A 24,665-nucleotide genomic window follows, 5' to 3' on the forward strand; every position below is an offset into this window, starting at 1 on the left:
GATGCGCCGCCACCTCGCCAACATCTACCGTCTCGGCGTGAAGGAACTCTGGAGCCTCGCGCGCGACCCCATGCTGCTGATCCTCATCGTGTTCTCGTTCACGGCGATGATCTATTCGTCGGCGACCTCGCGACCCGAGTCGCTGCACATGGCGCCCATCGCCGTGATCGACAACGATGTTTCGCCGCTCTCGCAGCGTCTCATTCAGGCGTTCTTTCCGCCGCATTTTCTCGCGCCGGTCATGGTCACGCCCGCTCAGGCCGACCGTGGCATGGACGCGGGCAACTACACCTTCGTGCTGAACATTCCGCCGAACCTGCAACGCGACGTGCTCGCGGGACGCGCGGCGCAAGTGCAGCTCAACGTGGACGCCACGCGCATGAGCCAGGCGTTCACGGGCAGCAGCTACATCCAGCAGATGATCAACGACGAAGCCACGGAATTCGTGAACCGCTACCGCGCGCCCACCGAACTGCCCGTCGATCTCGCCGTGCGCGCGCGCTTCAATCCGAATCTCACGCAGGCGTGGTTCGGCTCGCTGATGGAAATCATCAACAACGTGACGATGCTGTCGATCATCCTCACGGGCGCGGCGCTGATACGCGAGCGCGAGCACGGCACCATCGAGCACTTGCTGGTGATGCCCGTCACGCCCACCGAAATCATGCTCGCGAAAGTCTGGTCGATGGGGCTCGTGGTGCTCGTGGCCGCCGCGCTTTCGCTCACGTTCATCGTGCGCGGCGCGCTGCACGTGCCGATCGAAGGCTCGGTCGCGCTGTTTCTCACGGGCGCGGCGCTGCATCTGTTCGCGACCACGTCGATGGGCATTTTCATGGCGACGCTCGCGCGCAGCATGCCGCAGTTCGGCATGCTGCTCGTGCTCGTGCTGCTGCCGCTGCAAATGCTCTCGGGCGGCAGCACGCCGCGCGAAAGCATGCCGGAATTCGTGCAGCACATCATGCTCGCCGCGCCCACCACGCACTTCGTCGAACTGGGGCAGGCGATCCTGTTCCGCGGCGCGGGCATCTCGGTCGTCTGGCAGCCGTTTCTCTGGCTCGCCGTGATCGGCACCGTGCTGTTCGTGTTCTCGCTCGCGCGTTTTCGCAAGACGCTCAGCCAGATGGCCTGAGCATGGCGCAGCGCGCGCGGATCGCCGCCACGCAAGCGCCGCGCAAGCACCGCGCAGACGCGAGCGCCGCGTCAATGCGCCCTCAATGCAGCCCCAAGGCAGCCCCAATGCCAATCGCATGAACTCCGACCCCGTTTGCGGCTATGATCGTAGCTGCGGCCCGGCGGGCCCGCACCGTTCAAACCGCGTGCAGCGGGATTCCCGGAGAGCATCGAATGGTATTGGGGTGGCTCGTCGTACTTCCGTTCGTGGCTGCGGCGCTGGTGGCGCTCACGGCGCGGCGCGCCAGCGCGCTCTCCACCTGGATCGCCTTCGCGGCGGCGCTGTTCGGCCTCGGCCTGCTGCTCAGCGAACGCGTGGGCATGTCGAGCCACGGCGTGCTGCAATGGCGCCGCGAGTGGGTGCCCGACATCGGCCTCGCGCTGTCGCTGCGTCTCGACGGCCTGTCGTTCATGTTCGCGCTGCTGGTGCTCGCGATCGGCCTGCTGGTGTTCATCTACGCGCGCTACTACCTCGCGGGCAGCGAGGCGCTGCCGCGTCTCTATCTGCTGCTCCTGCTGTTCATGGGCGCGATGCTCGGCGTCGTGCTCGCGAACAATCTGCTGCTGCTCGTGATCTTCTGGGAGCTGACGAGCCTCGTCTCCTTCCTGCTGATCGGCTTCTGGCCGTCGCGGCCCGACGCGCGGCGCGGCGCGCGCATGGCGCTCACCATCACGGGCGCGGGCGGACTCGCGCTGCTCGCCGCCGTGCTGCTGCTCGGCCACGTCTGCGGCAGCTATGAACTCAACGACGTGCTCGCGCAAGTCGACAAGATCCAGCACGATCCGCTCTATCCGGCCATTCTGCTGCTCGCGCTGTTCGCGGCGTTCACGAAGTCGGCGCAGTTCCCGTTCCAGTTCTGGCTGCCGCACGCGATGTCGGCGCCCACGCCGGTGTCCGCGTACCTGCATTCGGCGACGATGGTGAAGGCCGGCGTGTTCCTGCTCGCGCGTCTCTACCCCGTGTTCGAAGGCACGCACTGGTGGGCCTATACGGCGACGCTCGCGGGCCTCGTCACGCTCGTGGGCGGCGCGTCGATGGCGCTGTTCCAGCGCGATCTCAAGGGCCTGCTCGCCTACTCCACGATCAGCCATCTCGGCCTGATCGTGCTGCTGTTCGGTCTCGACACGCAGCTCTCCACCGTCGCCGCGCTTTTTCACACCGTCAACCACGCGGTGTTCAAGGCCTCGCTGTTCATGGCGGCGGGCATCATCGATCACGAAAGCGGCACGCGCGATCTCGGCCGTCTGCGCGGCCTGCGCAAGTTCATGCCGCACACGGCCGTGCTGGCGAGCGTGGCGTCGCTCGCGATGGCGGGCGTGCCGCTGCTCAACGGCTTTCTCTCGAAGGAAATGTTCTTCGGCGAGACGCTCGCGCAAGGCATGTTCGGCCCGCTGAACTGGGCGATTCCGGTCGTCGCCATCGTGGCCGCCGCGCTCTCGGTGGCGTACTCGCTGCGCTTCGTCTGGGGCGTGTTCTTCGACGGCGAAACGCCGCGCGACCTGCCTCACTATCCGCCGCACGAACCGCCGCGCTTCATGAAGCTGCCGGTGGAAATCCTCGTGGTGATCTGTCTGCTGATCGGCCTCTTTCCGCAGCAGTCGATCGGCCGTCTGCTCGAATCGGCGGCATGGTTCACACTCGGCGGCAAGCTGCCCGAATACAGCCTGAGCCTGTGGCACGGCATCAACACGCCGCTCGTCATGAGCGTGGTGTCGTTCGTGGCGGGCGGCGTGCTGTTCTTCGCGCGCCGCGACGCGTTCCGCCATCATCGCTCGCTGCTCACGGAGATGAACGCGAGCGAGGACTTCGACCGCCTCGTGCAGCGCCTCGAAAAAGGCGCGGGCGCGATCGTGCGCGTGTTCGAAACGCGCTCGCTGCCGCACTATCTTTCGTGGATGATCGCCGCGATGCTGATCGTGCCGGGCGCCTCGTTCGTCGCGCTGGGCGCGTTCGGCGGCACGTATGCGAGCATGCCGCTCGATCCCGTCACGCTCTGCGGCCTCGGGCTGATGGCGCTGTTCGCGCTCGGCGTGGTGCTCGCACGCGCACACACGCTCTACGCGCTCGTCATGCTGAGCACCTGCGGGCTGCTCGTGACGCTCGCGTTCGCGCGCTTCTCCGCGCCTGATCTCGCGCTCACGCAGATCTCCGTCGAAGTCGTCACGATCCTGCTGCTGGTGCTGGCGATCTATTTCCTGCCGCAACTGCAAACCGCCGCCGAGCCGATTCCCACGCGCCTGCGCAACGGCCTGCTCGCGCTCGCGGGCGGCGGCCTGCTCGGCAGCGTGGCCTACGAAGTGATGACGCGCACGCCCGAGCACGGCATCGCGCCATACTTCCTCGCCAACGCGCTGCCCGGCAGCGGCGGTCACAACGTCGTGAACGTGATCCTCGTCGACTTTCGCGGCTTCGACACGATGGTCGAAATCAGCGTGCTCGTGGTGGCCGGTCTCGCGGTCAAGGCGCTCTTGCGCGGCCTGCGCCTGAAAGCGCCCGACACGGGTCCGGGCGGGCTGCCGTGGTCGTCGCAATCGCATCCGCTGCTGCTCGCGATCCTCGCGCGGCTGATGCTGCCGCTCACCGTGCTGGTGGCCGTGTTCGTGTTCCTGCGCGGCCACAATCTGCCGGGCGGCGGCTTCATCGCCGCGCTGATCGTCTCCGTCGCGCTGCTGCTGCAATACGTGGCGAGCGGCGTGCTCTGGACCGAGTCGCGCATCCGCCTCAACTATCGCGCGCTCGCGGGGCTCGGGCTGCTCGTCGCGGCGGCCACGGGGCTGGGCAGTCTCGCCTTCGGCCATCCGTTCCTGACGAGCGCGTTCGGGCACTTCCATCTGCCGCTGATCGGCGAGATCGAACTGAGCACGGCGATGCTGTTCGATCTCGGCGTGGTGGGTGCCGTGGTGGGCACGACGCTGACGATCGTCTCGCACCTCGGCGTGCGCGACAAGGACATGCAATCCGTGGAGAAAAGCTGATGGAAGCCGCCTTCGCCGCCGCAATCGGCGTGCTCTGCACCTGCGGCATCTACCTGCTGCTGTGCGCGCGCGTGCTGCCCGTGATTCTCGGCATCACGCTGTTCTCGTATGCGATCAACCTGTTCCTGCTCGGCATGGGCCGGCTCTCGACCGGCAAGCCGCCCGTGATCGCGGCGGGCGCCGAATACGCCGACCCCGTGCCTCAAGCGCTCGTACTCACGGCCATCGTGATCGGCTTCGCGATGACGGCCTTCACAGTCGTGCTCGCGCTGCGCTCGCTCGCGATCACGGGCAACGATCACGTCGACGGCCTCGCCGACGACCGCATCTCCAGCGAGGCGGCGCGCGACGAATGAATCACGCCCTTCTGCTCCCCATCCTGATTCCGCTGTTCGCGGCGGCGGCCATCGTCGCGCTGCCGCCGCGCGCGAAGCGCCTGCAACGCGCGCTCAACGCGCTCGCCATCGTCGCGCTGCTGCCGGTCGCCGCCCTGCTGATGGCGCACGCGGCGCAAGGCGATATCGCCACTTACGCGCTCGGCGCCTGGCCCGCGCCGTTCGGCATCGTGCTGCAACTCGACCGGCTCGGCGCGCTGATGCTGCTGCTGACCGCCGTGCTCGCGGTGTGCTGCCTGATCGGCACTTCGAGCGCCGACGCGCGGCGCGGACGCTATTTCCGCGCGCTGTTCCAGTTCGAGCTGATGGGCCTGAACGGCGCGTTCCTCGCGGGCGACCTGTTCAACCTGTTCGTATTCTTCGAACTCCTGCTGATCGCTTCGTATGCGCTGCTGCTGCACGGCGGCGGCGCGCGGCGCGTGCGCAACGGGCTGCATTATCTGCTGATGAACCTCGTCGGTTCGTCGTTCTTCCTGATCGCGCTGGGCGTGCTGTACGGCATCACCGGCACGCTCAACATGGCCGACATGGGCGAGCGTCTCGCGCTGCTGCCCACGGGCACGCTGCCGCTCGCGCAGTTCGCGGGCATCACGCTGATGCTCGTGTTCGGCCTGAAGGCCGCCGTGTTCCCGATGTCGATGTGGCTGCCGCAGGCGTACCGCAGCGCCATCGGCCCGGTCGCGGCGCTGTTCGCGATCATGACCAAGGTCGGCATCTACGCGATGCTGCGTTGCGATGCGCTCGTGTTCGGCGCGGCGGGCGGCGTGCTCGATGCGTTCATGCATCACTGGGCGTGGTGGCTCGCGATCGCGACCATCGTGTTCGGCGCGCTGGGCGCGCTCGCGGTGTCGAGCCTCAAGACCACGACGGGCTATCTCGTGCTCGTCTCGGTCGGCCTGCTGATCGCGGCGGCCACGCAGCAGACGCCGCTCGCGTGGAGCGCGCTGCTCTACTACCTGATCAGCACGACGTTGTGCACGGGCGCGCTGTTCCTGCTCGCCGACACGCTCGAACCCGAAGCCGCCGCGGCCCCGCACGCCGCCGATACCGAGCACATCGAACCCGGTTCGCTCGAAGCGCTCGACGACGCCAACGTGGCCGCCATCTCGCCTGAATCCGATGCGGCGGCGGTTGCGAGGCTCGCGCGCCAGCGCGCCGCGCAGGCGGTGGCATCGGTGGCATCGGTGCAAGCAGAGCAAACGGTGCAAGCGGCTGACACCGCGCAGCCCGCCCCCACCGCGCGCGCCTACGCCCCGTGGCCCTCGAACGTCGCCGGGCTGCTCTATCTGATCGCGGCGGTGGGCGCAGCGGGCCTGCCGCCGCTCTCGGGCTTCCTCGGCAAGGCGATGGTGCTCTCCGCCACGCCAATCGGCGCCGCCGCCGTGCTGTGGCCCGCCGTGCTGCTGTCGAGCCTGTTGTCGATCGTCGCGCTGAGCCGCACCGGCACGCGCCTGCTGTGGGCCGAACCCGCCGCGCGCGCGCAGGCCCATGCCACGACGTCCGCGCCGCGCGGCAGCAACGCGAAGCTCGCGGCCTGTGCGCTGCTGCTGGGCTGCGTGGCGGCGATCACGCTGGACGCGGGCGCGCTGCGTCACTATCTCAACGCCACGGCCACGCAACTGCTCGACCGCGAAGCCTACGTGCACGCGATCCTGCCCGCACCGTCGGCCGTGCCCGGACCTGCGCCTGAGCTTGCGCCGCCATCCGCGCCGTCATCCGCACCCGCATCCGCGGCCCAAGGGAGCTGACCATGTTCAAACGGCTCTTTCCGCACCCGTGGCTCACATTCGTGCTGCTCGTCTGCTGGGTGCTGCTGATGAACGACATCTCGCCCGGCAATCTGCTACTCGGCGCGGTGCTCGGCTGCGTGATTTCGTTCTGCGTCGGCGAAGGCCTGTGGCTACAGCCAGTGCGCTTCGGCAAGCCGTGGCGGCTCGCGCTTCTCGCGCTGCACGTGCTGATCGACATCGTCGTGGCGAATGTGGAAGTGGCGCTGCTCGTGCTCGGCCCGACGAAGCGCCTGCGGCCCGCGTTCATCGAAGTGCCGCTCGACAGCACGCACGAGATCGCGCTCACGGCGCTCATCAGCATCGTCTCGCTGAGCCCCGGCACGCTCTGCGCCGAACTCAGCGACGACCGCACGCGCCTCGTCGTGCACGTGCTCGACCTCGCGGACGAAGCCGCGCTCGTCGCGCTCATCAAGTCCCGTTACGAAGCCCCGTTGATGGAGATCTTCACATGCTAGCCATCGCCATTCCGGTTTCGCTCGCGATCCTCGGCCTCGCCTTTCTGCTCACGCTCGTGCGGCTCGTGCGCGGCCCGTCGCTGCCCGACCGCATCGTCGCGCTCGACACGCTCAACATCAACGCCATCGCGCTGATCGTGGTGTACGGCATCAGCCTGCGCTCGACCGTCTTCTTCGAAGTCGCGCTGCTGATCGCGGTGATGGGCTTCGTGGGCACCGTCGCGCTGACGAAGTATCTGCAGCGCGGCGACATCATCGAACTCAACTGAATGCTCAACTAAACGAGGCCCGCCGATGCAAACCGTCGTCGAAGCGATCGTCTGCGTGCTGCTGCTGATCGGCAGCCTGTTTACGCTGATCGGCGCCATCGGGCTCGCGCGTCTGCCCGATTTTTTCATGCGCCTGCACGGCCCCACCAAATCGACCACGCTCGGCGTGGGCGGCATCGTGCTCGCCTCGGTGATCTATTTCAGCGCTCACAGCAACTACGCGAGTCTGCATGAATTGCTGATTCCCGCGTTCCTGTTTCTGACCGCGCCGATCAGCGCGCATATGCTCGCGAAGGCCGGCATTCAACAGCGCGTGCCGCTCGCGGCGGCCACGCGCGGACGTCCGCCCGCCACTGGCGCGTGCGCCGATCACGGCGATACGCGCGACGCACACGATCGCGACAATGCGCATGATCCGCTCGACGCCGACAAGGGCCGATCGAGGGACGCACATTCGAAGGCGCAAAACACGGACCCGGAAGGCAAGCCCGCTCAGGATGCCTGAGTACCGGTTCGCACGTAAAAGCTTCACCGTGTCGCTGTTTTCGTTGTAAAGGCAACGCAAGGCGCGCCTCGCGCGCGTGCCTGCGTGCCTCGCTGCCGCCGCGCTCATCACGCCCCTCATTGCGCTTCTTATCGCGCTTCTTATCGCGCTTCTCCTCATCCTCGCACCGGGTTTCGCCCCACGCAGCGTTTCCGCGTGTGCGCTTACGCCTTGTTACGACTTCCCGCCCCACGCGCCACTCGCACGGCACAGCGATTGCTGACCATGCTCGCCCACCCGCGCACGACGAAACACCGCGCGCGGACGGGCCATAACGGAAGCCATAACGGAAACCATAACAACAGCGCACACATACACCGTGCCTTCTACAGCCTGTAACGAAACCCGATGAGGTGGATGAGATGAAGACGATTCGCACCCTGGCCGTGCTCGCGAGCGCGGCAGCCCTGCTGAGCGCATGCGGCGGCGGCGGCAACGACGTAGGCAAGGAACTCGGCCTGCAAAACCCCGAGGTCCATTTCGTGCACGCACTGCCCGGCGGCGGCAACGTGGACTTCCTCGTGAACGGCTCGCCATTGCAGACCAACATCGCGTACAAGCAGGTCACCAACTTCGCGAACATCAACACGGGCAACACGACGGTGGCTTACGCCAACACCGGCACGACCACGGCGATCGCCAGCGGCAACTTCCCCGACGTCACCAAGGGCCACGAATACACGGTGCTCGCGCTGCCCGCGCTTACGGGCGGCGACATCGGCCTGATCGACGATCCGTTCGACAAGGGCCTGCTCTCCAGCAGCGCACGCGTGCGCGCGTTCAACGCAACGGTCAACGCGCAGAACCTCGACGTCTATATCGTCGCGCCCGGCACCGATATCAGCACCGTCTCGCCGACCATGGCGGGCGTGGCGTACAAGAACGCCGTGCCCGCGAGCGGCCAGGATTCGAACTATCTGAACGGCGGCACCTATATCGCCGTCGCGACGGTCGCCGGATCGAAGACGCCGATCTTCCAGTCGGCCAGCTTCCAGCTTGGCAATAACGCCGACTGGCTGATCACCTCGGTGCCGATCTCGGGCACGCTCTCGCAACTCGCGGTCGGCCAGATCCATCTGCTGATCGCGCAAGGCGGCAACACCTCGCAGCCCGCCGTCGAGCTGACGAACCAGCTTACCGGTGAATAAACGCCCTCACGCGGCACCCAAACCCGCGCCCAAGCCGCCGCGAAGCAGACTCACGCGGCGGCGCCGCGCCCCGTCTTGTGCGCTTCTTCGAGCACGAAGTCGATGAAGGTGGCGGCGGCGCGCGTGTGGTGGCGGTTCGGCATGTAGAGCATGTACATGTGCGTCCCGAAGATGCTCAGACGCCACGCGTCGAGCGAGGTCACGACGGAGCCGTTGCGGATGTCGTCATGCACCACATAGTCGGGCACGATGCCCACGCCGAGCCCGGACAGAATCGACTGGCGCAGAAATAGAAAGTTCTCCGAAATGATCGCCGGCTCCAGCAGCACCTCGTGCCGTTCGTCGTCGAGATAGCCCGCGAGACGCAGTTGCCGCCCCACCACCGTGGCGGTGATCACGGGCGCGCTCGCGAGATCCTCCAGCGTCTGCGGCATGCCATGCTCGGCCGCCCATTGCGACGACGCGCAGATGATGTACTTGACCGCGCCCATGTCGCGCGCGACGAGATTCTGCGGCGGTTCGTGCATCACGCGCACGGCGATATCGACTTCGTCGCGCAGCAGATCTTCCACGCGGTTTTCGAACATCACGTCGAGCACGATGCCGGGATAGAGCCGCTTGAAGCGGATCAGCCAGTCCGACATCACGAGTTGCCCATAGCCGCTGGGCACCGAGAGCCGCACGCGCCCCTGCAGGCTCTGGCCGAGCGTGGACACCGACTCGCGCGCGGCCAGCAGCGCATTCTGGATCGAGCGGCCGTGCTCGTAGAGCTTCAGCCCGATCTCGGTCGGCTCGACGCGCCGCGTGGTGCGCCGCACGAGTTGCAGGCCGACCGACTTTTCGAGGTGATTGAGGTGGTAACTCACGTTCGCGCGGCTCATCTTGAGCCGGCGCGCGGCCTCGCTCAGATTGCCTGCGTCGAGAATTTCGACCAGCATGGTCAGCGCATTGACATCCACGTTTTGGTCCCGGCGATTTCCTGATGACTGACGATTGTCAAAGGATCCTTGACAGTCTGTCAACGAACCATGGGATTGTCAATTAACCTTGGCGTACACACAATAAAACGAATATCAGAGAACCGCCTTCCGGGCCCGCAGCCTGTCAGGCCCTCAATTCGGAGACACCCTTCATGGCAATCGATACGGCCGTTCCCGCTTCCCCCGTCACCCACGAACTGCGCGGCAAGGTGCTGCTCGTCACCGTCGACAACCCGCCCGTGAACGCGCTCGGCGTGGACGTGCGGCGCGGCCTCGCGGCCGCCATCGAGCACGCCGAATCGAACGACGCCGTGCAGGCCGTGCTGATCGTCGGCGCGGGCCGCAACTTCATCGCGGGCGCCGACATCCGCGAATTCGGCAAGCCGCCGCAGCCGCCCGCGCTGCCTGACGTCTGCGCGCGCATGGAGTCCTGCCACAAGCTGGTGATCGCGGCCATTCACGGCGCGGCGCTCGGCGGCGGTCTCGAAGTGGCGCTCGCCGCACACTATCGCCTCGCCGTCGCGGGCGCGAAGCTCGGCCTGCCCGAAGTCAATCTCGGCCTGCTGCCCGGTGCGGGCGGCACGCAGCGCACGCCGCGTCTGATCGGCGCCGAAGCCGCGCTCTCGCTGATGCTCAGCGGCCGCCACGCGAGCGCGCAGGAAGCGCTCAAGATCGGTCTCGTCGACCGCGTGGGTGCGAGCGAAGACATTCTTGCGGAAGGTCTCGCCTACGCGCAGGAACTGCTCGCCGCGCACGCGCAGCCGCGCCGCACGCGCGAAGCGCACGCGCTCGCCGACCGCGCCGCCTCGCAAGCCGCCATCGACGCCGCGCGCGCCGAAACCAGCAAAAAATCGCGCGGTCTGTTTTCGCCGCTGAAGATCGTCGACTGCGTGCAGGCCGCGCTCGACCAGCCGTTCGAAGAAGGCATGCGCACCGAGCGCAAGCTGTTCCTCGAATGCCTCGAAAGCCCGCAGCGCGCGGGCCTCGTCCACGCGTTCTTCGCCGAGCGCGAAGTGCAGAAGTCGCCCGAAACGAAAAGCGCGAAGCCGCGCGCGATCGAGAGCGTCGGCGTGGTGGGCGGCGGCACGATGGGCGCGGGCATCGCCGTAGCCGTGCTCGATTCGGGCCTGCCCGTGACGATGATCGAGCGCGACGACGCCTCGCTCGCACGCGGCCGCGCGCACGTCGAAAAGGTCTACGACGGCCTGATCGCGAAAGGCCGCATGAAGCCCGAAGCGAAAGCGCAGGTGCTCGCGCGCTTCAGCGGCAGCACCTCGTACGACGCGCTCGCGAACGTCGACCTCGTGATCGAGGCCGTGTTCGAGGAAATGGGCGTCAAGCAGGCCGTGTTCGCGGAACTCGACCGCGTCTGCAAGCCGGGCGCGGTGCTCGCCACCAACACCTCGTATCTCGACATCGACGCCATCGCGGCCAGCGTGAAGCGCCCGCAGGACGTGATCGGCCTGCACTTCTTCTCGCCCGCGAACATCATGAAACTGCTCGAAGTCGTGGTGCCGAAGGCCGTGAGCGCCGACGTCGTCGCCACCGCATTCGAGCTCGCGAAGAAGCTGCGCAAGGTGCCGGTGCGCGCGGGCGTCTGCGACGGCTTTATCGGCAACCGCATTCTCGCCGTGTATCGCACGGCGGCCGATCATCTGATGGAAGACGGCGCGTCGCCGTATCAGATCGACAAGGCCGTGCGCGAATTCGGCTTCCCGATGGGCCCGTATCAGGTGGTCGATCTCGCGGGCGGCGACATCGGCTGGGCCACGCGCAAGCGCCGCGCGGCCACGCGCGATCCGAAAGCGCGTTACGTGCAGATCGCCGACCGCCTCTGCGAGCGCGGCTGGTTTGGCCAGAAGACGGGCCGCGGCTTCTACCTCTATCCCGAAGGCGCGCGCGTGGGCACGCCCGACCCGGAAGTGGAGTCGATCATCCGCACCGAGCGCGAACGCGCGGGCATCTCACCGCGCAGCTTCAGCGACGAAGCGATCCTGCGCCGCTACATGGCCGCGATGGTCAACGAAGGCGCGAACGTCGTGCATGAAAAGATCGCGCTGCGCCCGCTCGACGTGGATGTGACGCTGATCTACGGTTACGGTTTCCCGCGCTATCGCGGCGGCCCGATGCAGTATGCCGATACGGTCGGCCTCGCGAACGTGCTCGCCGATATCCGCGAATACGCGAAGGAAGATCCGCTGTTCTGGAAGCCCTCGCCGCTGCTGGTCGACCTCGTGGAACGCGGCGCGAACTTCGCGAGCCTGAATCAGATCGCCTGATTTCAGCGAGTTAATCCGGCGATTTAATTCCGCGATTTAACGCAATAGCCGAATGCAGCGGCTAAAAAACTGCATCGCCTGATCATCCGCCCGCGCCCGGCACCCTTTGCCGCGCGCGGGCCGCAAGGAGCAACACCACCATGGACCTGAAATTCACCGCCGAGGAAGAAGCCTTCCGCAGCGAAGTGCTCGGCTTTCTGCGCGAGCATCTGCCGCAGCGTCTCGCCGATATCGTGCGCACCGGCCGCCATCTCACGCGCGACGACATGGCGCAATGGCACGCGATCCTCAACGAAAAAGGCTGGCTCGCGAATCACTGGCCGCAGGAATACGGCGGCCCCGGCTGGACGCCGGTGCAGAAGTTCATCTTCGAAAACGAATGCGCGATTGCGGGCGCGCCGCGCATCGTGCCGTTCGGCGTGAACATGCTCGGCCCCGTGCTCATCAAGTACGGCAACGAAGCGCAAAAGCGCTACTGGCTGCCGCGCATCCTGAACGGCGCGGACTGGTGGTGCCAGGGGTATTCGGAACCGGGCGCGGGCTCCGACCTCGCCGCGGTGCGCACGAGCGCCGTGCGCAAGTCCGACGCGAACGGCGATTACTACCTCGTGAACGGCCAGAAGACGTGGACCACGCTCGGCCATTACGCGAACATGATCTTCTGCCTCGTGCGCACCGCCACCGACGTGCGCAAGCAGGAAGGCATCAGCTTTCTGCTGATCGACATGAACACGCCGGGCATTGAGGTTCGCCCCATCGTCACGCTCGACGGCGAGCACGAAGTGAACGAAGTGTTCTTCACCGATGTGCGCGTGCCGGTCGAGAATCTCGTCGGCGAAGAGAACAAGGGCTGGACCTACGCGAAATATCTGCTGACCTACGAGCGCACCAATATCGCGGGCGTGGGCTTTTCGGTGGCCGCGCTCGCGCGCCTGAAGCACGCCGCGCAGCAGGTCAAGCGCAATGGCAAGCCGCTCGCCGACGATCCGCAATTCGCCGCGCGTCTCGCGAAAGTCGAGATCGATCTGGAGAACATGAAGACCACCAATCTGCGCGTGATCGCAGCGGTGGCCGGCGGCGGCGTGCCGGGCGCGGAAAGCTCGATGCTCAAGATTCGCGGCACCGAAATCCGTCAGGAGATTTCCTCGCTGCTGCGCCGCGCGATGGGTCCGTACGCGGCGCCCTTTGTCGAAGAAGCGCTGCACGAAGGCTACGAAGGCGCGCCGATCGGCCCCGACGAAGCCGCCGGCGCCGCGTCGCAGTATTTCAACAATCGCAAGCTGTCGATCTTCGGCGGCTCCAACGAAATCCAGAAGAACATCATCTCCAAGATGATTCTCGGTCTTTAAGAGGTCCTGCTATGAACTTCCAGCACACCGAAGACCGCCGCATGCTTGCGGATACGCTCAATCGCTTCATCGCGGAGCAATACGGTTTCGAGAGCCGCGATAAAATCGCGCGCTCGCCAGAAGGTTTCAGCGCGCCGATGTGGCAGCGCTTCGCCGAACTCGGCGTGATCGGCGCGCTGTTCGACGAAGCGGATGGCGGTTTCGGCGGCCAGGGTTTCGACGTTGCCGTGGTGTTCGAATCGCTCGGGCGCGGCCTCGTGGTCGAGCCGTTCCTCGATACGCTGATCGTGGGCCGCGCGCTCGCGCACGCGGGCAACGAGGCGCAGCGCGCGCGCATCGCGTCGTTGATCGACGGCTCGCAGATCGCGGCCTTCGCGCACGACGAGCCGGGCTCGCATTACGAAGCGGCGCGCGTGAGCACGCGGGCGGAAAGGAGCGGCGACGGCTGGCTGCTGCAAGGCGCGAAAGGCGTCGTGCAGCACGCGGAACACGCCGACATGCTGCTCGTCTCGGCGCGCACGTCGGGCGCGGAATTCGACGAAGCGGGCATTGCGCTGTTTCTCGTGCCGCGCGACGCGCAAGGCGTGAGCGTGCGCGGCTATCGCAAGATCGACGGCGGACGCGCGGCCGAAGTCACGCTCGACCATGTGCAAGTGGGCGCGGACGCGCTCGTCGGCACGGCGGGCACGGGCTTCGCGACGCTCGAACACGCATGCGGCTACGGCCTCGTCGCGCTGACTTCGGAAGCGGTGGGCGCGATGGACGTGGCACGCGATCACACGCTTGAGTATCTGCGCACGCGCAAGCAGTTCGGCGTGCCGCTCGGCAGCTTCCAGGCGCTACAGCATCGCATGGCCGACCTGCTGCTCGAAATCGAGCAGGCGCGTTCGTCGGTGATCAACGCGGCGGCGGCCATCGGCGCGCCGCGCGTCGAACGCGAGCGCGCGCTCTCGGCGGCCAAGGTCACGATCGGGCGCATCGGCGCGCGCGTGGCCGAAGAAGCGATCCAGTTGCACGGCGGCATCGGCATGACGTGGGAGTTGCCGCTCGCACATTACGCCAAGCGTCTCGTGATGATCGATCATCAACTCGGCGACGAGGATCATCATCTCGCGCGCTATATCGCGCTGTCGCGCGCAGCGGCCTGAGCGTCGCGTCTTCGCTCGAACCCGGCGACGGGAAGGCGGCGGCGCAAGCCGATCAAGCGATGCGCGCGGCCTTCCCTCTACAACGAACCAGGAGTGCCTGCTGATGCAGACTCACAACACCGGCCTGCCGCTCTCGGGCGTGCGCGTCCTCGATCTGTCGCGCGTGCTCGCGGGTCCGTGGAGCGCGATGGTGCTCGGCGACCTCGGCGCGGAAGTCATCAAGATCGAACACCCTGATCGCGGCGACGACACGCGCGACTGGGGCGTGCGCATCGGCAAGACCGAGACCGCGTACTTCAACAGCGTGAACCGCAACAAGCGTTCGCTCACGCTCGATCTGCAAACGCCCGAAGCGCAGGAGATCGTGCGCGAACTCGCGAAGACCAGCGACGTCTTTATCCAGAACTTCAAGTTCGGCGGCGCGGAAAAACTCGGGCTCGGCTACGAGCAATTGAGCGCGATTAATCCGCGCCTCATCTATTGCTCGATTTCCGGCTACGACCGCACCGGTCCCGAAGCGAAGCGTCCCGGCTACGACCTCGTCGTGCAGGGCGAGGCGGGTCTGATGGCGCTGAACGGCGAAGCCGGTCAACCGCCGCTGAAGTTCGGCGTCGCGGCCGTCGATCTGTTCACCGGCATGTATTCGGCGCAGGCGATGCTCGCCGCGCTCTACGAACGCGAGCGCAGCGGGCGCGGCCGCCACATCGAAATGGCGCTGTTCGATTGCGGCCTGATGATCACCGCGTACTACGGTCTCGAAGCGCTCGTGATGGGCGAAGATCCGCCGCGCTACGGCAACGCGCATCCGTCGATCGTGCCGTATGGCGTGTTCGACGCCGCCGATGGTCCGCTCGTCATCACGGTCGGCAATAACGCGCAATTCGAACGCTTCGCGCGCGAAGTGATCGAGCGCCCCGATATCGCCGACGACGCGCGCTACAAGACCAACATCCTGCGCTCGCAGAATCGCGCGACGCTCGTGCCGGAACTCGAACGCGAACTGGCGAGCCGTGGGCGCAAGCTGCTGCTCGAACGGCTCGCGGGCGCGGGCATTCCGTGCGGCGAAGTCGCGGGCCTGCGCGAAGCGCTGCTCTCGAAACGCGCAACCGATGCGGGACTCGTGACGCAGCAGCCGCATCCCGATACCGAAAGCGGCACGACGCCGGTGCTCGCGCCGCCGTGGCGCTTCGACGGCGAACGCATGCCCGTGCGCCGCGCGCCGCCGCAACTCGGCGAAGGTACGCGCGACGTACTCGCGTCGCTCGGCTATAGCGACGAACAACTCGCACGATTGAAAGACAAGGGCGTGATTTAAGCCCGCTTGAATAAACCCGTTGGAACAGGAGACATGCTGTGAAGATTCTTGTACCCGTCAAACGCGTGGTCGATTACAACGTGAAGGTTCGTGTGAAATCGGACGGCACGGGCGTGGATATCGCGAACGTGAAAATGTCGATGAATCCGTTCGATGAAATTGCGGTTGAGGAAGCGGTGCGCTTGAAGGAAGCGGGGATCGCTACCGAGGTAATTGCGGTTTCCGCTGGCGTTTCGCAAGCACAGGAAACGTTGCGCACCGCGCTGGCAATTGGCGCGGATCGCGCGGTGCTGATCGAATCGAATGAGGATTTGCAGCCGCTAGCGGTGGCGAAATTGCTAAAAGCGCTCGTCGATAAAGAACAGCCTTCGCTGGTGATTCTCGGCAAGCAAGCTATCGACGACGATTCGAATCAGACCGGCCAGATGCTCGCGGCATTGGCGGATCTGCCGCAAGCGACGTTCGCTTCGAAAGTCACGGTTGCGGATGGTAAAGCCACGGTCGCGCGTGAAGTCGATGGCGGCGCGGAAACTTTGTCGCTCTCGCTGCCCGCAGTGGTCACCACCGATCTGCGACTGAACGAGCCGCGCTACGTCACGCTGCCGAATATCATGAAGGCGAAGAAGAAGCCGCTCGAAACGATCACGCCCGCCGATCTCGGCGTGGATGTCGCTCCGCGTTTGAAGACGCTGAAGGTTTCGGAGCCGCCCAAGCGCAGCGCAGGCGTGAAGGTGCCTGACGTGAAAACGCTGGTCGAGAAGCTGAAGACCGAAGCCAAGGTGCTGTGAGGAGCGAATTGAAAATGACGAATCTGGTAATTGCAGAACACGACAATCAGTCGATCAAAGCCGCGACGCTGAATACGGTTGCAGCGGCGCAGAAAATGGGCGGCGATGTGCATGTGCTGATCGCGGGTTATAACGCGCAAGCGGCGGCGGATGCGGCGGCGAAAATCGTCGGTGTTTCCAAAGTACTGCTCGCCGATGCGCCCCAACTCGAACAAGGTCTCGCGGAAAACATCGAAGCGACGGTTCTTTCCATCGCGAAGCAGTATTCGCATATTCTCGCGCCCGCTACTGCGAGCGGCAAAAACGTCACGCCGCGTATCGCCGCGAAACTCGACGTCGCGCAGATCAGCGACATCACGGCGGTCGAGAATGCCGATACCTTCGAGCGTCCGATCTACGCCGGTAACGCCATCGCGACCGTGCAATCGCAAGACGCGATCAAGGTGATCACGGTTCGCACCACGGCGTTCGATGCGGTCGCGTCGGAAGGCGGCAACGCGCCGGTAGAAAAAATCGAAGCAGCAGCAGACAACGGCAAATCGCAATTCGTCAACCGCGAAGTCACGAAGCTCGACCGCCCCGAACTCACGAGCGCGAAGATCATCGTCTCGGGCGGTCGCGGTCTGGGCAGCGGCGAGAACTACACCAAGGTGCTCGAACCGCTCGCCGACAAACTCAACGCCGCGCTCGGCGCATCGCGCGCCGCCGTCGACGCGGGCTATGTGCCGAACGATTATCAGGTCGGTCAAACCGGCAAGATCGTCGCGCCGCAGTTGTACGTGGCCGTCGGCATTTCCGGCGCGATTCAACATCTGGCAGGCATGAAAGACTCTAAGGTGATCGTCGCGATCAACAAGGACGAAGAAGCGCCGATCTTCACGGTGGCCGATTACGGTCTCGTCGGCGATCTGTTCACGGCTGTGCCGGAACTCGTGAGCACGCTCGACTAAAACCTGAAACCCGCAGCACGCAGCACCCAATAAAAACAACGCGCATCAACACCAGCGCGCGCCGCCCCGCTCCATCGCGGCGCGGCGCACTCATAAAAACACAGCGTTCCCGTCGGAGAAAGTGTCAGGCAACCCCGTAAAGGTGGCCCGGCCCCGTTCGTCCGTCGCCATCTGGCGGCACTGGCAAGGAGACACCTATGGCCTCATCCTCGATCGACACGATCAAGGCGCATCCCGAGTACCGGCAGCTCGCCGCGGCACGCCGCCGCTTCAGCTTCTCGCTCACCGCGCTCATGATCGCCCTGTATTACGGCTTCATCCTGATCGTCGCGCTCGCGCCGCATCAGCTTGCGCATCCGCTCTATGCGGGTGCTACGACGAGCATCGGCATCATCGTCGGCGTGGGCATCATTCTCGGCGCCATCGCGCTGACCGGTCTTTACGTGCTGCGCGCGAATCGCCGCTTCGACCCGGCCATGCGCGCGCTGATCGCCCGGCTGCAACACGAGGTGACGGCATGATGCGCTCGCTTCATTCGCTTCGCTCCTTCACCGCGCTCGCCCTCGGCGGCACGCTCGCCACGGCCGCCGCGCTCGCGCACGCCAACGTGCCCGCAGGCCCGGCCGCGCCGATGCCGCCGCATCAGCACAATCCCGTCGCCATCGGCATGTTCCTGCTGTTCGTGCTCGTCACGCTCGGCATCACGCAATGGGCCGCGCGCCGCACGCGCACCACGCGCGACTTCTACACGGGCGGCGGCGGCATCACCGGCTTCCAGAACGGCCTCGCCATCGCGGGCGATTACATGTCGGCGGCCTCGTTCCTCGGGCTCTCGGGCATGGTGTTCATCTTCGGCTTCGACGGCCTGATCTACTCGATCGGCTTTCTCGTCGGCTGGCCGTTCGTGATGTTCCTGATCGCTGAACCGCTGCGCAATCTCGGCAAGTTCACCTTCGCCGACGTGGTCGCCTACCGCTTCGCGCAAGGCCCGATCCGCATGATGACCTCGGCCAATTCGCTCGTCGTGGTGATCTTCTATCTGGTCGTGCAGATGGTGGGCGCGGGCAAGCTGATCGAGCTGCTGTTCGGCCTCGACTACTGGATCGCCGAAATCGTGGTGGGCGCGCTGATGGTGATCTACGTGTTCTTCGGCGGCATGACCGCGACCACGTGGGTGCAGCTCATCAAGGCCGCGCTGCTGCTGTGCGGCGCGACCTTCATGGCGATTCTCGCGCTCGCGCATTTCGGCTTCAGCCCGAACGAGATGTTCCGCCAGGCCGTGAACGTGCATCCGGGCGCGCTCAGCATCATGGCGCCGGGCAAGCTGATCCGCGACCCGCTCAACGCGCTCTCGCTCGGCATTGCGCTGATGTTCGGCACGGCGGGCTTCCCGCACATTCTGATGCGCTTTTTCACGGTGCCGAACGCGAAGGAAGCGCGCAAGTCGGTGTTCTACGCGACCGGTTTCATCGGCTATTTTTATCTGCTGACCTTCGTGATCGGCTTTTCGGCGATCGCGCTGCTCGCGCAGCATCCCGAGTTCTTCCGCCTCGACGCCGACGGCCACTTCAACCTGACCAGCGATCTGCTCGGCGGCTCGAACATGGTGGCCGTGAAGCTCGCGCAGGCAGTGGGCGGCAACCTGTTCTACGGCTTCATCGCGGCGGTCACGTTCGCGACGATCCTCGCCGTGGTGGCGGGTCTCACGCTCTCGGGCGCGACCACCGTTTCGCACGACCTCTACGCAAGCTGGCTCGCGCGCGGACGCAAGGACGAACGCCGCGAAATGCGCATCTCGCGCGTGGCGACGCTCACGCTCAGCGTGATCGCCATCGGCCTCGGCATTTTGTTCGAGCATGCGAACGTGGCGTTTCTCGTCGGTCTCGTCGCGGCCGTGGCGGCCAGCGCCAACTTCCCGGTGCTCGTGATGTCGATCTTCTGGCGCGGCATGACCACGCGCGGCGCGGTGGCGGGCGGCGCGCTCGGCCTCTCGGCTTCGGTGCTGCTCACGCTGTTCTCGAAGTCGGTGTGGGTCGACGTGCTGCATCACGCGCACGCGCTCGTCATGCTCGACAACCCGGCGCTCATTTCGGTGCCGCTCGCGTTCATCGGCATCTGGGCGGTCTCGCGCCTCGACACCAGCGCGCGCGCCCGTAAGGAACGCGAGGCGTTCGCGGCCCAGGAGTTCTACGGCCAGACCGGCCTGCTGCCGATGGAGGCCGTCAAGCACTGAGACGCCGATGCCGCCGCCGCGCGCGGCGGCCGCTCTCGCGCCCCGCAGCGCGTGCCTCGCGCACGCCGCGGGGCGTTTTTCATGGGCGCGGCGGGGTCGATGCGGATGCGGCGGGCGCAACCCGCCGCCCGTCCATGGCGCGCCCGGAGCGCCACCGCGCGCGCAAATCCGACCCCGGTTATATTGCGGATGGGACGCCGCGCGTTTCGCTCCCAGCGCAACGACGTCGATGACGTCGATGACGCTACGCGCCGCGCCCCACGCCAACCCACCGCCGCGCCGCCCGCGCGGCTCCCAGCCGAGCGTCGATGGAGCACGCCTACGTCCACCTGCTGCACCTGCTCGCCGAGTATCCCGGCTGGACGCTCGCGTTCGTGCTGTTCGCGGCGTTCGTCGAATCGCTCGCGCTCGTCGGCACGTTCTTTCCGGGCAGCACGGCGATGTTCATCGCGGGCGCCTTCGCGGGCACGGGCGCGCTCAATCTCGGCTGGCTGTTCGTCTGCGCGATCGTGGGCGCGGTGGGCGGCGACGCACTGAGCTTCTGGCTCGGCCGCCGCTACTGCGACTCCATCGTCAAGATCTGGCCGTTCAGCCGCCACCCCGAAATCCTCGAAAAAGCCGAAGCCTACTTCGCGCGCCACGGCACGCGCAGCGTGATCCTCGCGCGCTTCGTCGGGCCGCTGCGCGCCGTGGTGCCGATCGTCGCGGGCATGGCGGGCATGACGCCGATGCGCTTTTTCGTCATGAACGTGATCTCCGCGCTGGTCTGGGCGCCCGCGCATATCGTGCCGGGCGTGGTGTTCGGCGCGTCGCTGCAACTGGCGGGCGCGGTGTCGTTCCGGCTCGTGGTCGCGCTCGCGATGATCGCGCTCGCGCTCTGGCTGATCTGGCGCTTCACGCACGTGCTGCTCGTGCATCTGGACCAATGGGCGAGCGCTTCGCGGCTCGGCGCGGCGCACTGGGCCTCGCGCCACGGCCAAAGCGCGGCGGCGCGGCGCATCGCGCGCCTGCTCGATCCGAAGCAGCCCGCGCTCGGCGCCGTGCTGGTGGTGACGGCGCTGGTGCCGCTGTGCGCGGCCGTGTTCTCGTACGTGCTGAGCAATCTGCTGCGCGGCGATCCGCTCGTGCAGGTCGACCAGTCGGTGCGCCTCTTCCTGCATTCGATCCACACCACCTGGGCCGACGACGTGCTCGCGCGCGTCGAAACGCTCGGCAGCAATCTCACGCTCGCGATGCTGGTCGTGACCGTGACGGCCTGGATGGCGCTCGAGCGGCGCTGGCGCACCATCGCGTACTGGATGCTGGCCGCGGGCGTCTCGCAGGTGCTGATCCTGCTGCTGCGCATCCTGATCCATCACGACGTGGGCGCGGCGGCGCACGTGGGCGCGTATGTGTTTCCGAGCGACCGCGTGGCGTCGATGGTGATCGTCTACGGCTTCATGATGTTCCTGCTGGTGCGGCGCGCGAACATGCCGCAGGCCGCCATCGTGGCGACGCTCGGCAACGCGATCGTGGTGTCGGTGACCTTCGCGGGCCTCTACTTCGACCGCTTCCTGTTCTCCGATGCGATCGGCGGCGCGGCCTTCGCCTCGATCTGGGTCGCGGCGGTCGTGCTGCTGTCGCTGTGGCGCTATCCGCAGCGTCCGCCCGAGCGCAACGTCATGCCGTCGATCGTGCTCGCGGTGCTGGTGCTGGCGTTCGTGCTGCAGGGCGGCGCGGCCGAGCGCGAGGCCGCCGTCGAGTCGCGCGAGCAGGAACCGCCCGTGATCGTGAGCCAGATGGCGTGGACCGACACGCTCTGGCGCACCTTCGCGTGCTACCGCGTGGACATGAAAGGCGAGCGCCGCGAGCCGATGACGCTCCAGTGGGCCGCCAGCGCCGCCGACCTGCGCCGCGCGCTGCGCGACGCGGGCTGGAGCGAGGGGGCGCGGTTCACGGTGAAAAGCGTGCTCTCGCTGGTCGCGCCGAACGTCGACGCACTCTCGCTGCCGCTGCTGCCGAAGCTGAACAACGGCCAGCCGTCGCCGCTGATGTTCGCGCGCCTGCATCTGCCCGACGATCCGCAGCGGCCCGGCAGCCGCCGCGACGTGCTGCGCTTCTGGCCGACCGGCTATGCGCTCGCGCCCGGCGACACACCGATCTGGGTCGGCTCGCTCGTCCACGAGCGGCTGCGGCGCGCGTCCTGGCCGTTCAACGTGCTGACCACCTACGTGGACCGCGACAACGACGGCAGCGACCGCGTGCGCCGCCCCGACCTCGCCGCGCCCGGCGAGCCGCCCGGCTGGCACGTGCTGACGATGCCCGGCAGCGAAGGCTGCGAGGGCCGTCCGGTGATGCTGATCATTTCCGGCAGCCGCTGAATTCGCGCGGCGCGCCGCCCGGCGGCTACGGCATTGGGCATGCGCCCCGCTAAGCGTGCGACTCGGCCCAGCTGCCGGTGGCGTGAAAGCGGTCGATGCGCGAGCGAGCGTCGGCGTAAGCGGCGTCGAGCGCCGCGTCCGGCCCGATGTAATTGCGCATCAGATCGTGAAAGCGCACGCTGCGCCCGTCCAGATGCGCATCCGCGCCGTGCCGGCAGATATAGCCGCTGTAGTGGAACAGCGGCTCGGGCGAGCGTGGCCCGAATGCCGGAATCGGCAGCACCCAGATTTCGAAGCCTTCATGTTCGGTGTGATCCCACATGGCTGCTCTCTCCGCTGACAGGACAGGGCTATCGTCGCACGCGCGCCTTTTACCTGCAAACCGCCCGTTTCCGCGAGTTTGATTACACTATGCGGCACTGGCCCCCACGCTCCCCGCGCGCGCCCGGCAGGGAACCGAAAGCTTCCCGCCGCGCGCGTCGCACGCTGCGTGCGCGGCACCGAATCCGCATCCGACTCCGACTCCACGAGCGAAACCCCACACCATGACGCCGGCCTCACTCACGCAGGAACCGCAGTCCGTCTCCAGCGCCGTCACCCGCAGCGCCTTCTTCATCGTCCTGTCCGTCAACGAGGATGCCGCCAGCCGCGCCGCCGTGCGCGCCTGGTGCGCGGACGTCGCCAATCTCGTGCGCGCCGTGGGCAAGCGCGTGCCCGCCGGCAACCTCTCGTGCGTGGTCGGCTTTTCGTCCGACGCATGGGACAAGCTGTTCGGCGAGCCGCGTCCCGCCGAGCTGCACCCGTTCCGCGAGTTCGGCAAGGGCGAGCGCGTGGCCGTCGCCACGCCGGGCGACATCCTGCTGCACATTCGCGCCGACGAAACCGACCTCTGCTTCGAGCTCGCCACGCAGCTCATGAAGAAGCTCGACGGCGCGGTCACGACCGAGGACGAAGTGCACGGCTTCCGCAACTTCGACATGCGCGCGATGATCGGCTTCGTCGACGGCACCGAGAATCCGACCGGCAACGAAGCGGTCCATTTCACCGTGATCGGCGAAAACGAGGACCCGGACTTCTGCGGCGGCAGCTACGTGCTGGTGCAGAAGTACCTGCACGACATGAAGGGCTGGAACGCGCTGCCCGTGGAAGCGCAGGAACACATCATCGGGCGCACCAAGCTGCAGGACATCGAACTCGACGAAGACGTGAAGCCGAGCTGGTCGCATAGCTCGCTGACCACGCTCGACGACGCCGACGGCAACGAGATCAAGATCCTGCGCGACAACATGCCGTTCGGCCGGCCGGGCTCGGGCGAATTCGGCACGTATTTCATCGGCTATGCGCGCACGCCCGCGCCCATCGAGCAGATGCTGGAAAACATGTTCGTCGGAGTGCCGCCGGGCAATTACGACCGCCTGCTCGACTTCAGCCGCGCCGTCACCGGTGGGCTGTTCTTCGTGCCGTCGCAGCCGCTGCTCGAAGCGCTCGCGGACCACGAGCCGGGCACGGCCGCCACGATCGACACCATCGACACGCCGGACGCCTCCGCGCCGGACACGGAAACCGAGACGGCCGCCGCGAACGCGGACGGCTCGCTCACCATCGGATCACTCAAAGGAGCACCCCGGTATGAATAACCTGCATCGCGAGCTGGCGCCCATTTCCACGGCCGCGTGGTCGCAGATCGAAGAAGAAGTCGCGCGCACCTTCAAGCGCTCGCTCGCGGGCCGCCGCGTCGTGGACGTGAACGGCCCCGGCGGCGCGGCGCTCGCCGCGGTCGGCACCGGTCACCAGAACGGCATCGAAGCGCCGTTCGATGGCATTCGCGCGCGCCAGCGCGAAGTGAAGGCGATCGTCGAACTGCGCGTGCCGTTCGAACTCTCGCGCGACGCCATCGACGACGTCGAGCGCGTCGCGGACGACTCCGACTGGCAACCCGCGAAGGACGCGGCCACGCGCCTCGCGTTCGCCGAAGACCGCGCGATCTTCGACGGCTACAAGGCCGCGCAGATCACGGGCATTCGCGAAGGCACGTCGAACCCGCTGCTGCCGCTGCCCGCCGATATCGCCGAGTACCCGACGGTCATCGCCAAGGCGCTCGAACAGCTGCGCCTGCAAGGCGTGGACGGCCCGTACGCGGTGCTGCTGGGCTCGGACGCTTACACGGCCGTGAGCGAGGCGAGCGATCAGGGCTATCCGATTCTCGAACACATCCGCCGCCTCGTGAACGGCGAGATCATCTGGGCGCCGGCGATCGAAGGCGGCAGCATCCTCACCACGCGCGGCGGCGACTTCGCGCTGCATCTGGGCCAGGACGTGTCGATCGGCTATGCCTCGCACGACGACAAGAGCGTGAAGCTCTATCTGCAGGAAAGCTTCACGTTCATGATGCTGACGTCCGAGGCGTCGGTGACGGTGACGGCGGAGTAAGGGCGCGCTGGCGCAGCGCTCCATGCGGATAGCCGTAGCGGTTTGGGCATGCTGGTCATGCCTCGCCGCCACGGCTTCCGCAAGCC

The 24,665-nt window shown here is 66.6% G+C and carries 21 protein-coding genes; 19 read left to right on the forward strand and 2 right to left on the reverse strand.

The genetic code is table 11. The features are described from left to right. Window position 1: 1 nt before the first annotated feature. From LDO54_RS28585 to LDO54_RS28620, 8 genes are all read left to right on the forward strand, one after another. Complete coding sequence (locus tag LDO54_RS28585; RefSeq protein WP_224014354.1) at window positions 2-1,129, forward strand: ABC transporter permease; 1,128 nt, start codon at window positions 2-4, stop codon at window positions 1,127-1,129. Window positions 1,130-1,344: 215 nt separating this feature from the next. After that, the gene (locus LDO54_RS28590; protein WP_224014356.1) at window positions 1,345-4,146 is read left to right on the forward strand and encodes a monovalent cation/H+ antiporter subunit A; all 2,802 of its coding nucleotides are present in this window, start codon (window positions 1,345-1,347) and stop codon (window positions 4,144-4,146) included. Beyond that, on the forward strand, window positions 4,146-4,502 hold the full coding sequence (locus tag LDO54_RS28595; protein WP_224014358.1) for a Na+/H+ antiporter subunit C: 357 nt from the start codon (window positions 4,146-4,148) through the stop codon (window positions 4,500-4,502). Before LDO54_RS28590 ends, LDO54_RS28595 begins: the two co-directional genes overlap by 1 nt. Further along, window positions 4,499-6,289 (forward strand): monovalent cation/H+ antiporter subunit D, encoded by a 1,791-nt coding sequence (locus tag LDO54_RS28600; RefSeq protein WP_224014360.1) that lies wholly within the window; start codon window positions 4,499-4,501, stop codon window positions 6,287-6,289. Before LDO54_RS28595 ends, LDO54_RS28600 begins: the two co-directional genes overlap by 4 nt. Before the next feature lie 2 nt (window positions 6,290-6,291). Beyond that, window positions 6,292-6,786, forward strand: coding sequence for a Na+/H+ antiporter subunit E (locus LDO54_RS28605; protein ID WP_224014362.1), 495 nt, complete (start codon window positions 6,292-6,294; stop codon window positions 6,784-6,786). Then, window positions 6,780-7,055, forward strand: a complete 276-nt coding sequence (locus LDO54_RS28610; RefSeq protein WP_065063380.1) for a K+/H+ antiporter subunit F — start codon at window positions 6,780-6,782, stop codon at window positions 7,053-7,055. Before LDO54_RS28605 ends, LDO54_RS28610 begins: the two co-directional genes overlap by 7 nt. Before the next feature lie 25 nt (window positions 7,056-7,080). Further along, window positions 7,081-7,560: a Na+/H+ antiporter subunit G gene (locus LDO54_RS28615; protein WP_436975707.1), complete on the forward strand. Its 480-nt coding sequence runs from the start codon at window positions 7,081-7,083 to the stop codon at window positions 7,558-7,560. A gap of 401 nt (window positions 7,561-7,961) precedes the next feature. Continuing rightward, window positions 7,962-8,747, forward strand: coding sequence for a DUF4397 domain-containing protein (locus tag LDO54_RS28620; RefSeq protein WP_224014364.1), 786 nt, complete (start codon window positions 7,962-7,964; stop codon window positions 8,745-8,747). A gap of 50 nt (window positions 8,748-8,797) precedes the next feature. Here LDO54_RS28620 and LDO54_RS28625 read toward each other — a convergent pair whose 3' ends face one another. Next, on the reverse strand, window positions 8,798-9,706 hold the full coding sequence (locus LDO54_RS28625) for a LysR family transcriptional regulator (RefSeq protein ID WP_224014366.1): 909 nt from the start codon (window positions 9,704-9,706) through the stop codon (window positions 8,798-8,800). Between the two features lie 173 nt (window positions 9,707-9,879). Between LDO54_RS28625 and LDO54_RS28630 the strand changes: the two genes are divergently transcribed. The 9 genes from LDO54_RS28630 to LDO54_RS28670 all read left to right on the forward strand — a co-directional run bounded on the left by LDO54_RS28630 (window position 9,880) and on the right by LDO54_RS28670 (window position 22,149). Beyond that, window positions 9,880-12,006 (forward strand): 3-hydroxyacyl-CoA dehydrogenase NAD-binding domain-containing protein, encoded by a 2,127-nt coding sequence (locus LDO54_RS28630; protein WP_224014368.1) that lies wholly within the window; start codon window positions 9,880-9,882, stop codon window positions 12,004-12,006. A gap of 140 nt (window positions 12,007-12,146) precedes the next feature. Next, window positions 12,147-13,355 (forward strand): acyl-CoA dehydrogenase family protein, encoded by a 1,209-nt coding sequence (locus LDO54_RS28635; RefSeq protein ID WP_224014370.1) that lies wholly within the window; start codon window positions 12,147-12,149, stop codon window positions 13,353-13,355. An 11-nt stretch (window positions 13,356-13,366) separates the two neighbouring features. Further along, entirely contained in the window at window positions 13,367-14,503 is a 1,137-nt protein-coding gene (locus LDO54_RS28640) for an acyl-CoA dehydrogenase family protein (RefSeq protein WP_224014372.1), read from the forward strand. Window positions 14,504-14,606: 103 nt separating this feature from the next. Beyond that, a complete protein-coding gene (locus tag LDO54_RS28645) occupies window positions 14,607-15,818 on the forward strand; it encodes a CaiB/BaiF CoA transferase family protein (RefSeq protein ID WP_224014374.1) in 1,212 nt (403 codons plus the stop codon). Window positions 15,819-15,856: 38 nt separating this feature from the next. Then, window positions 15,857-16,606 carry an electron transfer flavoprotein subunit beta/FixA family protein gene (locus LDO54_RS28650; RefSeq protein WP_224014376.1) on the forward strand — a complete coding sequence of 250 codons (750 nt, stop codon included), beginning with the start codon at window positions 15,857-15,859 and terminating at the stop codon, window positions 16,604-16,606. 14 nt (window positions 16,607-16,620) lie between these two features. Then, window positions 16,621-17,556 carry an electron transfer flavoprotein subunit alpha/FixB family protein gene (locus tag LDO54_RS28655; RefSeq protein ID WP_224014378.1) on the forward strand — a complete coding sequence of 312 codons (936 nt, stop codon included), beginning with the start codon at window positions 16,621-16,623 and terminating at the stop codon, window positions 17,554-17,556. A gap of 197 nt (window positions 17,557-17,753) precedes the next feature. Beyond that, window positions 17,754-18,077, forward strand: a complete 324-nt coding sequence (locus tag LDO54_RS28660; RefSeq protein ID WP_224014380.1) for a DUF485 domain-containing protein — start codon at window positions 17,754-17,756, stop codon at window positions 18,075-18,077. After that, window positions 18,074-19,789 carry a cation acetate symporter gene (locus tag LDO54_RS28665; protein ID WP_224014381.1) on the forward strand — a complete coding sequence of 572 codons (1,716 nt, stop codon included), beginning with the start codon at window positions 18,074-18,076 and terminating at the stop codon, window positions 19,787-19,789. Before LDO54_RS28660 ends, LDO54_RS28665 begins: the two co-directional genes overlap by 4 nt. A 308-nt stretch (window positions 19,790-20,097) precedes the next feature. Next, the gene (locus tag LDO54_RS28670) at window positions 20,098-22,149 is read left to right on the forward strand and encodes a VTT domain-containing protein (protein ID WP_224014383.1); all 2,052 of its coding nucleotides are present in this window, start codon (window positions 20,098-20,100) and stop codon (window positions 22,147-22,149) included. Window positions 22,150-22,198: 49 nt separating this feature from the next. On the opposite strand, the gene LDO54_RS28675 is transcribed toward LDO54_RS28670, so the two are convergent. Then, complete coding sequence (locus LDO54_RS28675; RefSeq protein ID WP_224014385.1) at window positions 22,199-22,471, reverse strand: hypothetical protein; 273 nt, start codon at window positions 22,469-22,471, stop codon at window positions 22,199-22,201. 223 nt (window positions 22,472-22,694) lie between these two features. On the opposite strand from LDO54_RS28675, the gene LDO54_RS28680 reads away from it, so the two are divergent. After that, the gene (locus LDO54_RS28680; protein WP_224014387.1) at window positions 22,695-23,786 is read left to right on the forward strand and encodes a Dyp-type peroxidase; all 1,092 of its coding nucleotides are present in this window, start codon (window positions 22,695-22,697) and stop codon (window positions 23,784-23,786) included. After that, complete coding sequence (locus LDO54_RS28685) at window positions 23,779-24,579, forward strand: family 1 encapsulin nanocompartment shell protein (RefSeq protein WP_224014389.1); 801 nt, start codon at window positions 23,779-23,781, stop codon at window positions 24,577-24,579. The genes LDO54_RS28680 and LDO54_RS28685 overlap by 8 nt, the downstream gene beginning before the upstream one ends. Window positions 24,580-24,665: the final 86 nt, after the last annotated feature.

It is taken from the genome of Paraburkholderia tropica (assembly GCF_914484835.1).
Taxonomy (GTDB): Bacteria; Pseudomonadota; Gammaproteobacteria; order Burkholderiales; family Burkholderiaceae; genus Paraburkholderia; species Paraburkholderia tropica_A.

What these genes read in the sequence shown, in the direction of transcription:
- LDO54_RS28640 (WP_224014372.1), top strand. Translation starts at nt 13,367, where the DNA reads ATGAACTTCCAGCACACCGAAGACCGCCGCATGCTTGCGGATACGCTC.
- LDO54_RS28645 (WP_224014374.1), top strand. Translation starts at nt 14,607, where the DNA reads ATGCAGACTCACAACACCGGCCTGCCGCTCTCGGGCGTGCGCGTCCTC.
- LDO54_RS28620 (WP_224014364.1), top strand. Translation starts at nt 7,962, where the DNA reads ATGAAGACGATTCGCACCCTGGCCGTGCTCGCGAGCGCGGCAGCCCTG.
- LDO54_RS28675 (WP_224014385.1), bottom strand. Translation starts at nt 22,471, where the DNA reads ATGTGGGATCACACCGAACATGAAGGCTTCGAAATCTGGGTGCTGCCG.
- LDO54_RS28605 (WP_224014362.1), top strand. Translation starts at nt 6,292, where the DNA reads ATGTTCAAACGGCTCTTTCCGCACCCGTGGCTCACATTCGTGCTGCTC.
- LDO54_RS28590 (WP_224014356.1), top strand. Translation starts at nt 1,345, where the DNA reads ATGGTATTGGGGTGGCTCGTCGTACTTCCGTTCGTGGCTGCGGCGCTG.
- LDO54_RS28635 (WP_224014370.1), top strand. Translation starts at nt 12,147, where the DNA reads ATGGACCTGAAATTCACCGCCGAGGAAGAAGCCTTCCGCAGCGAAGTG.
- LDO54_RS28585 (WP_224014354.1), top strand. Translation starts at nt 2, where the DNA reads ATGCGCCGCCACCTCGCCAACATCTACCGTCTCGGCGTGAAGGAACTC.
- LDO54_RS28685 (WP_224014389.1), top strand. Translation starts at nt 23,779, where the DNA reads ATGAATAACCTGCATCGCGAGCTGGCGCCCATTTCCACGGCCGCGTGG.
- LDO54_RS28615 (WP_436975707.1), top strand. Translation starts at nt 7,081, where the DNA reads ATGCAAACCGTCGTCGAAGCGATCGTCTGCGTGCTGCTGCTGATCGGC.
- LDO54_RS28660 (WP_224014380.1), top strand. Translation starts at nt 17,754, where the DNA reads ATGGCCTCATCCTCGATCGACACGATCAAGGCGCATCCCGAGTACCGG.
- LDO54_RS28630 (WP_224014368.1), top strand. Translation starts at nt 9,880, where the DNA reads ATGGCAATCGATACGGCCGTTCCCGCTTCCCCCGTCACCCACGAACTG.
- LDO54_RS28670 (WP_224014383.1), top strand. Translation starts at nt 20,098, where the DNA reads ATGGAGCACGCCTACGTCCACCTGCTGCACCTGCTCGCCGAGTATCCC.
- LDO54_RS28665 (WP_224014381.1), top strand. Translation starts at nt 18,074, where the DNA reads ATGATGCGCTCGCTTCATTCGCTTCGCTCCTTCACCGCGCTCGCCCTC.
- LDO54_RS28680 (WP_224014387.1), top strand. Translation starts at nt 22,695, where the DNA reads ATGACGCCGGCCTCACTCACGCAGGAACCGCAGTCCGTCTCCAGCGCC.
- LDO54_RS28595 (WP_224014358.1), top strand. Translation starts at nt 4,146, where the DNA reads ATGGAAGCCGCCTTCGCCGCCGCAATCGGCGTGCTCTGCACCTGCGGC.
- LDO54_RS28655 (WP_224014378.1), top strand. Translation starts at nt 16,621, where the DNA reads ATGACGAATCTGGTAATTGCAGAACACGACAATCAGTCGATCAAAGCC.
- LDO54_RS28610 (WP_065063380.1), top strand. Translation starts at nt 6,780, where the DNA reads ATGCTAGCCATCGCCATTCCGGTTTCGCTCGCGATCCTCGGCCTCGCC.
- LDO54_RS28600 (WP_224014360.1), top strand. Translation starts at nt 4,499, where the DNA reads ATGAATCACGCCCTTCTGCTCCCCATCCTGATTCCGCTGTTCGCGGCG.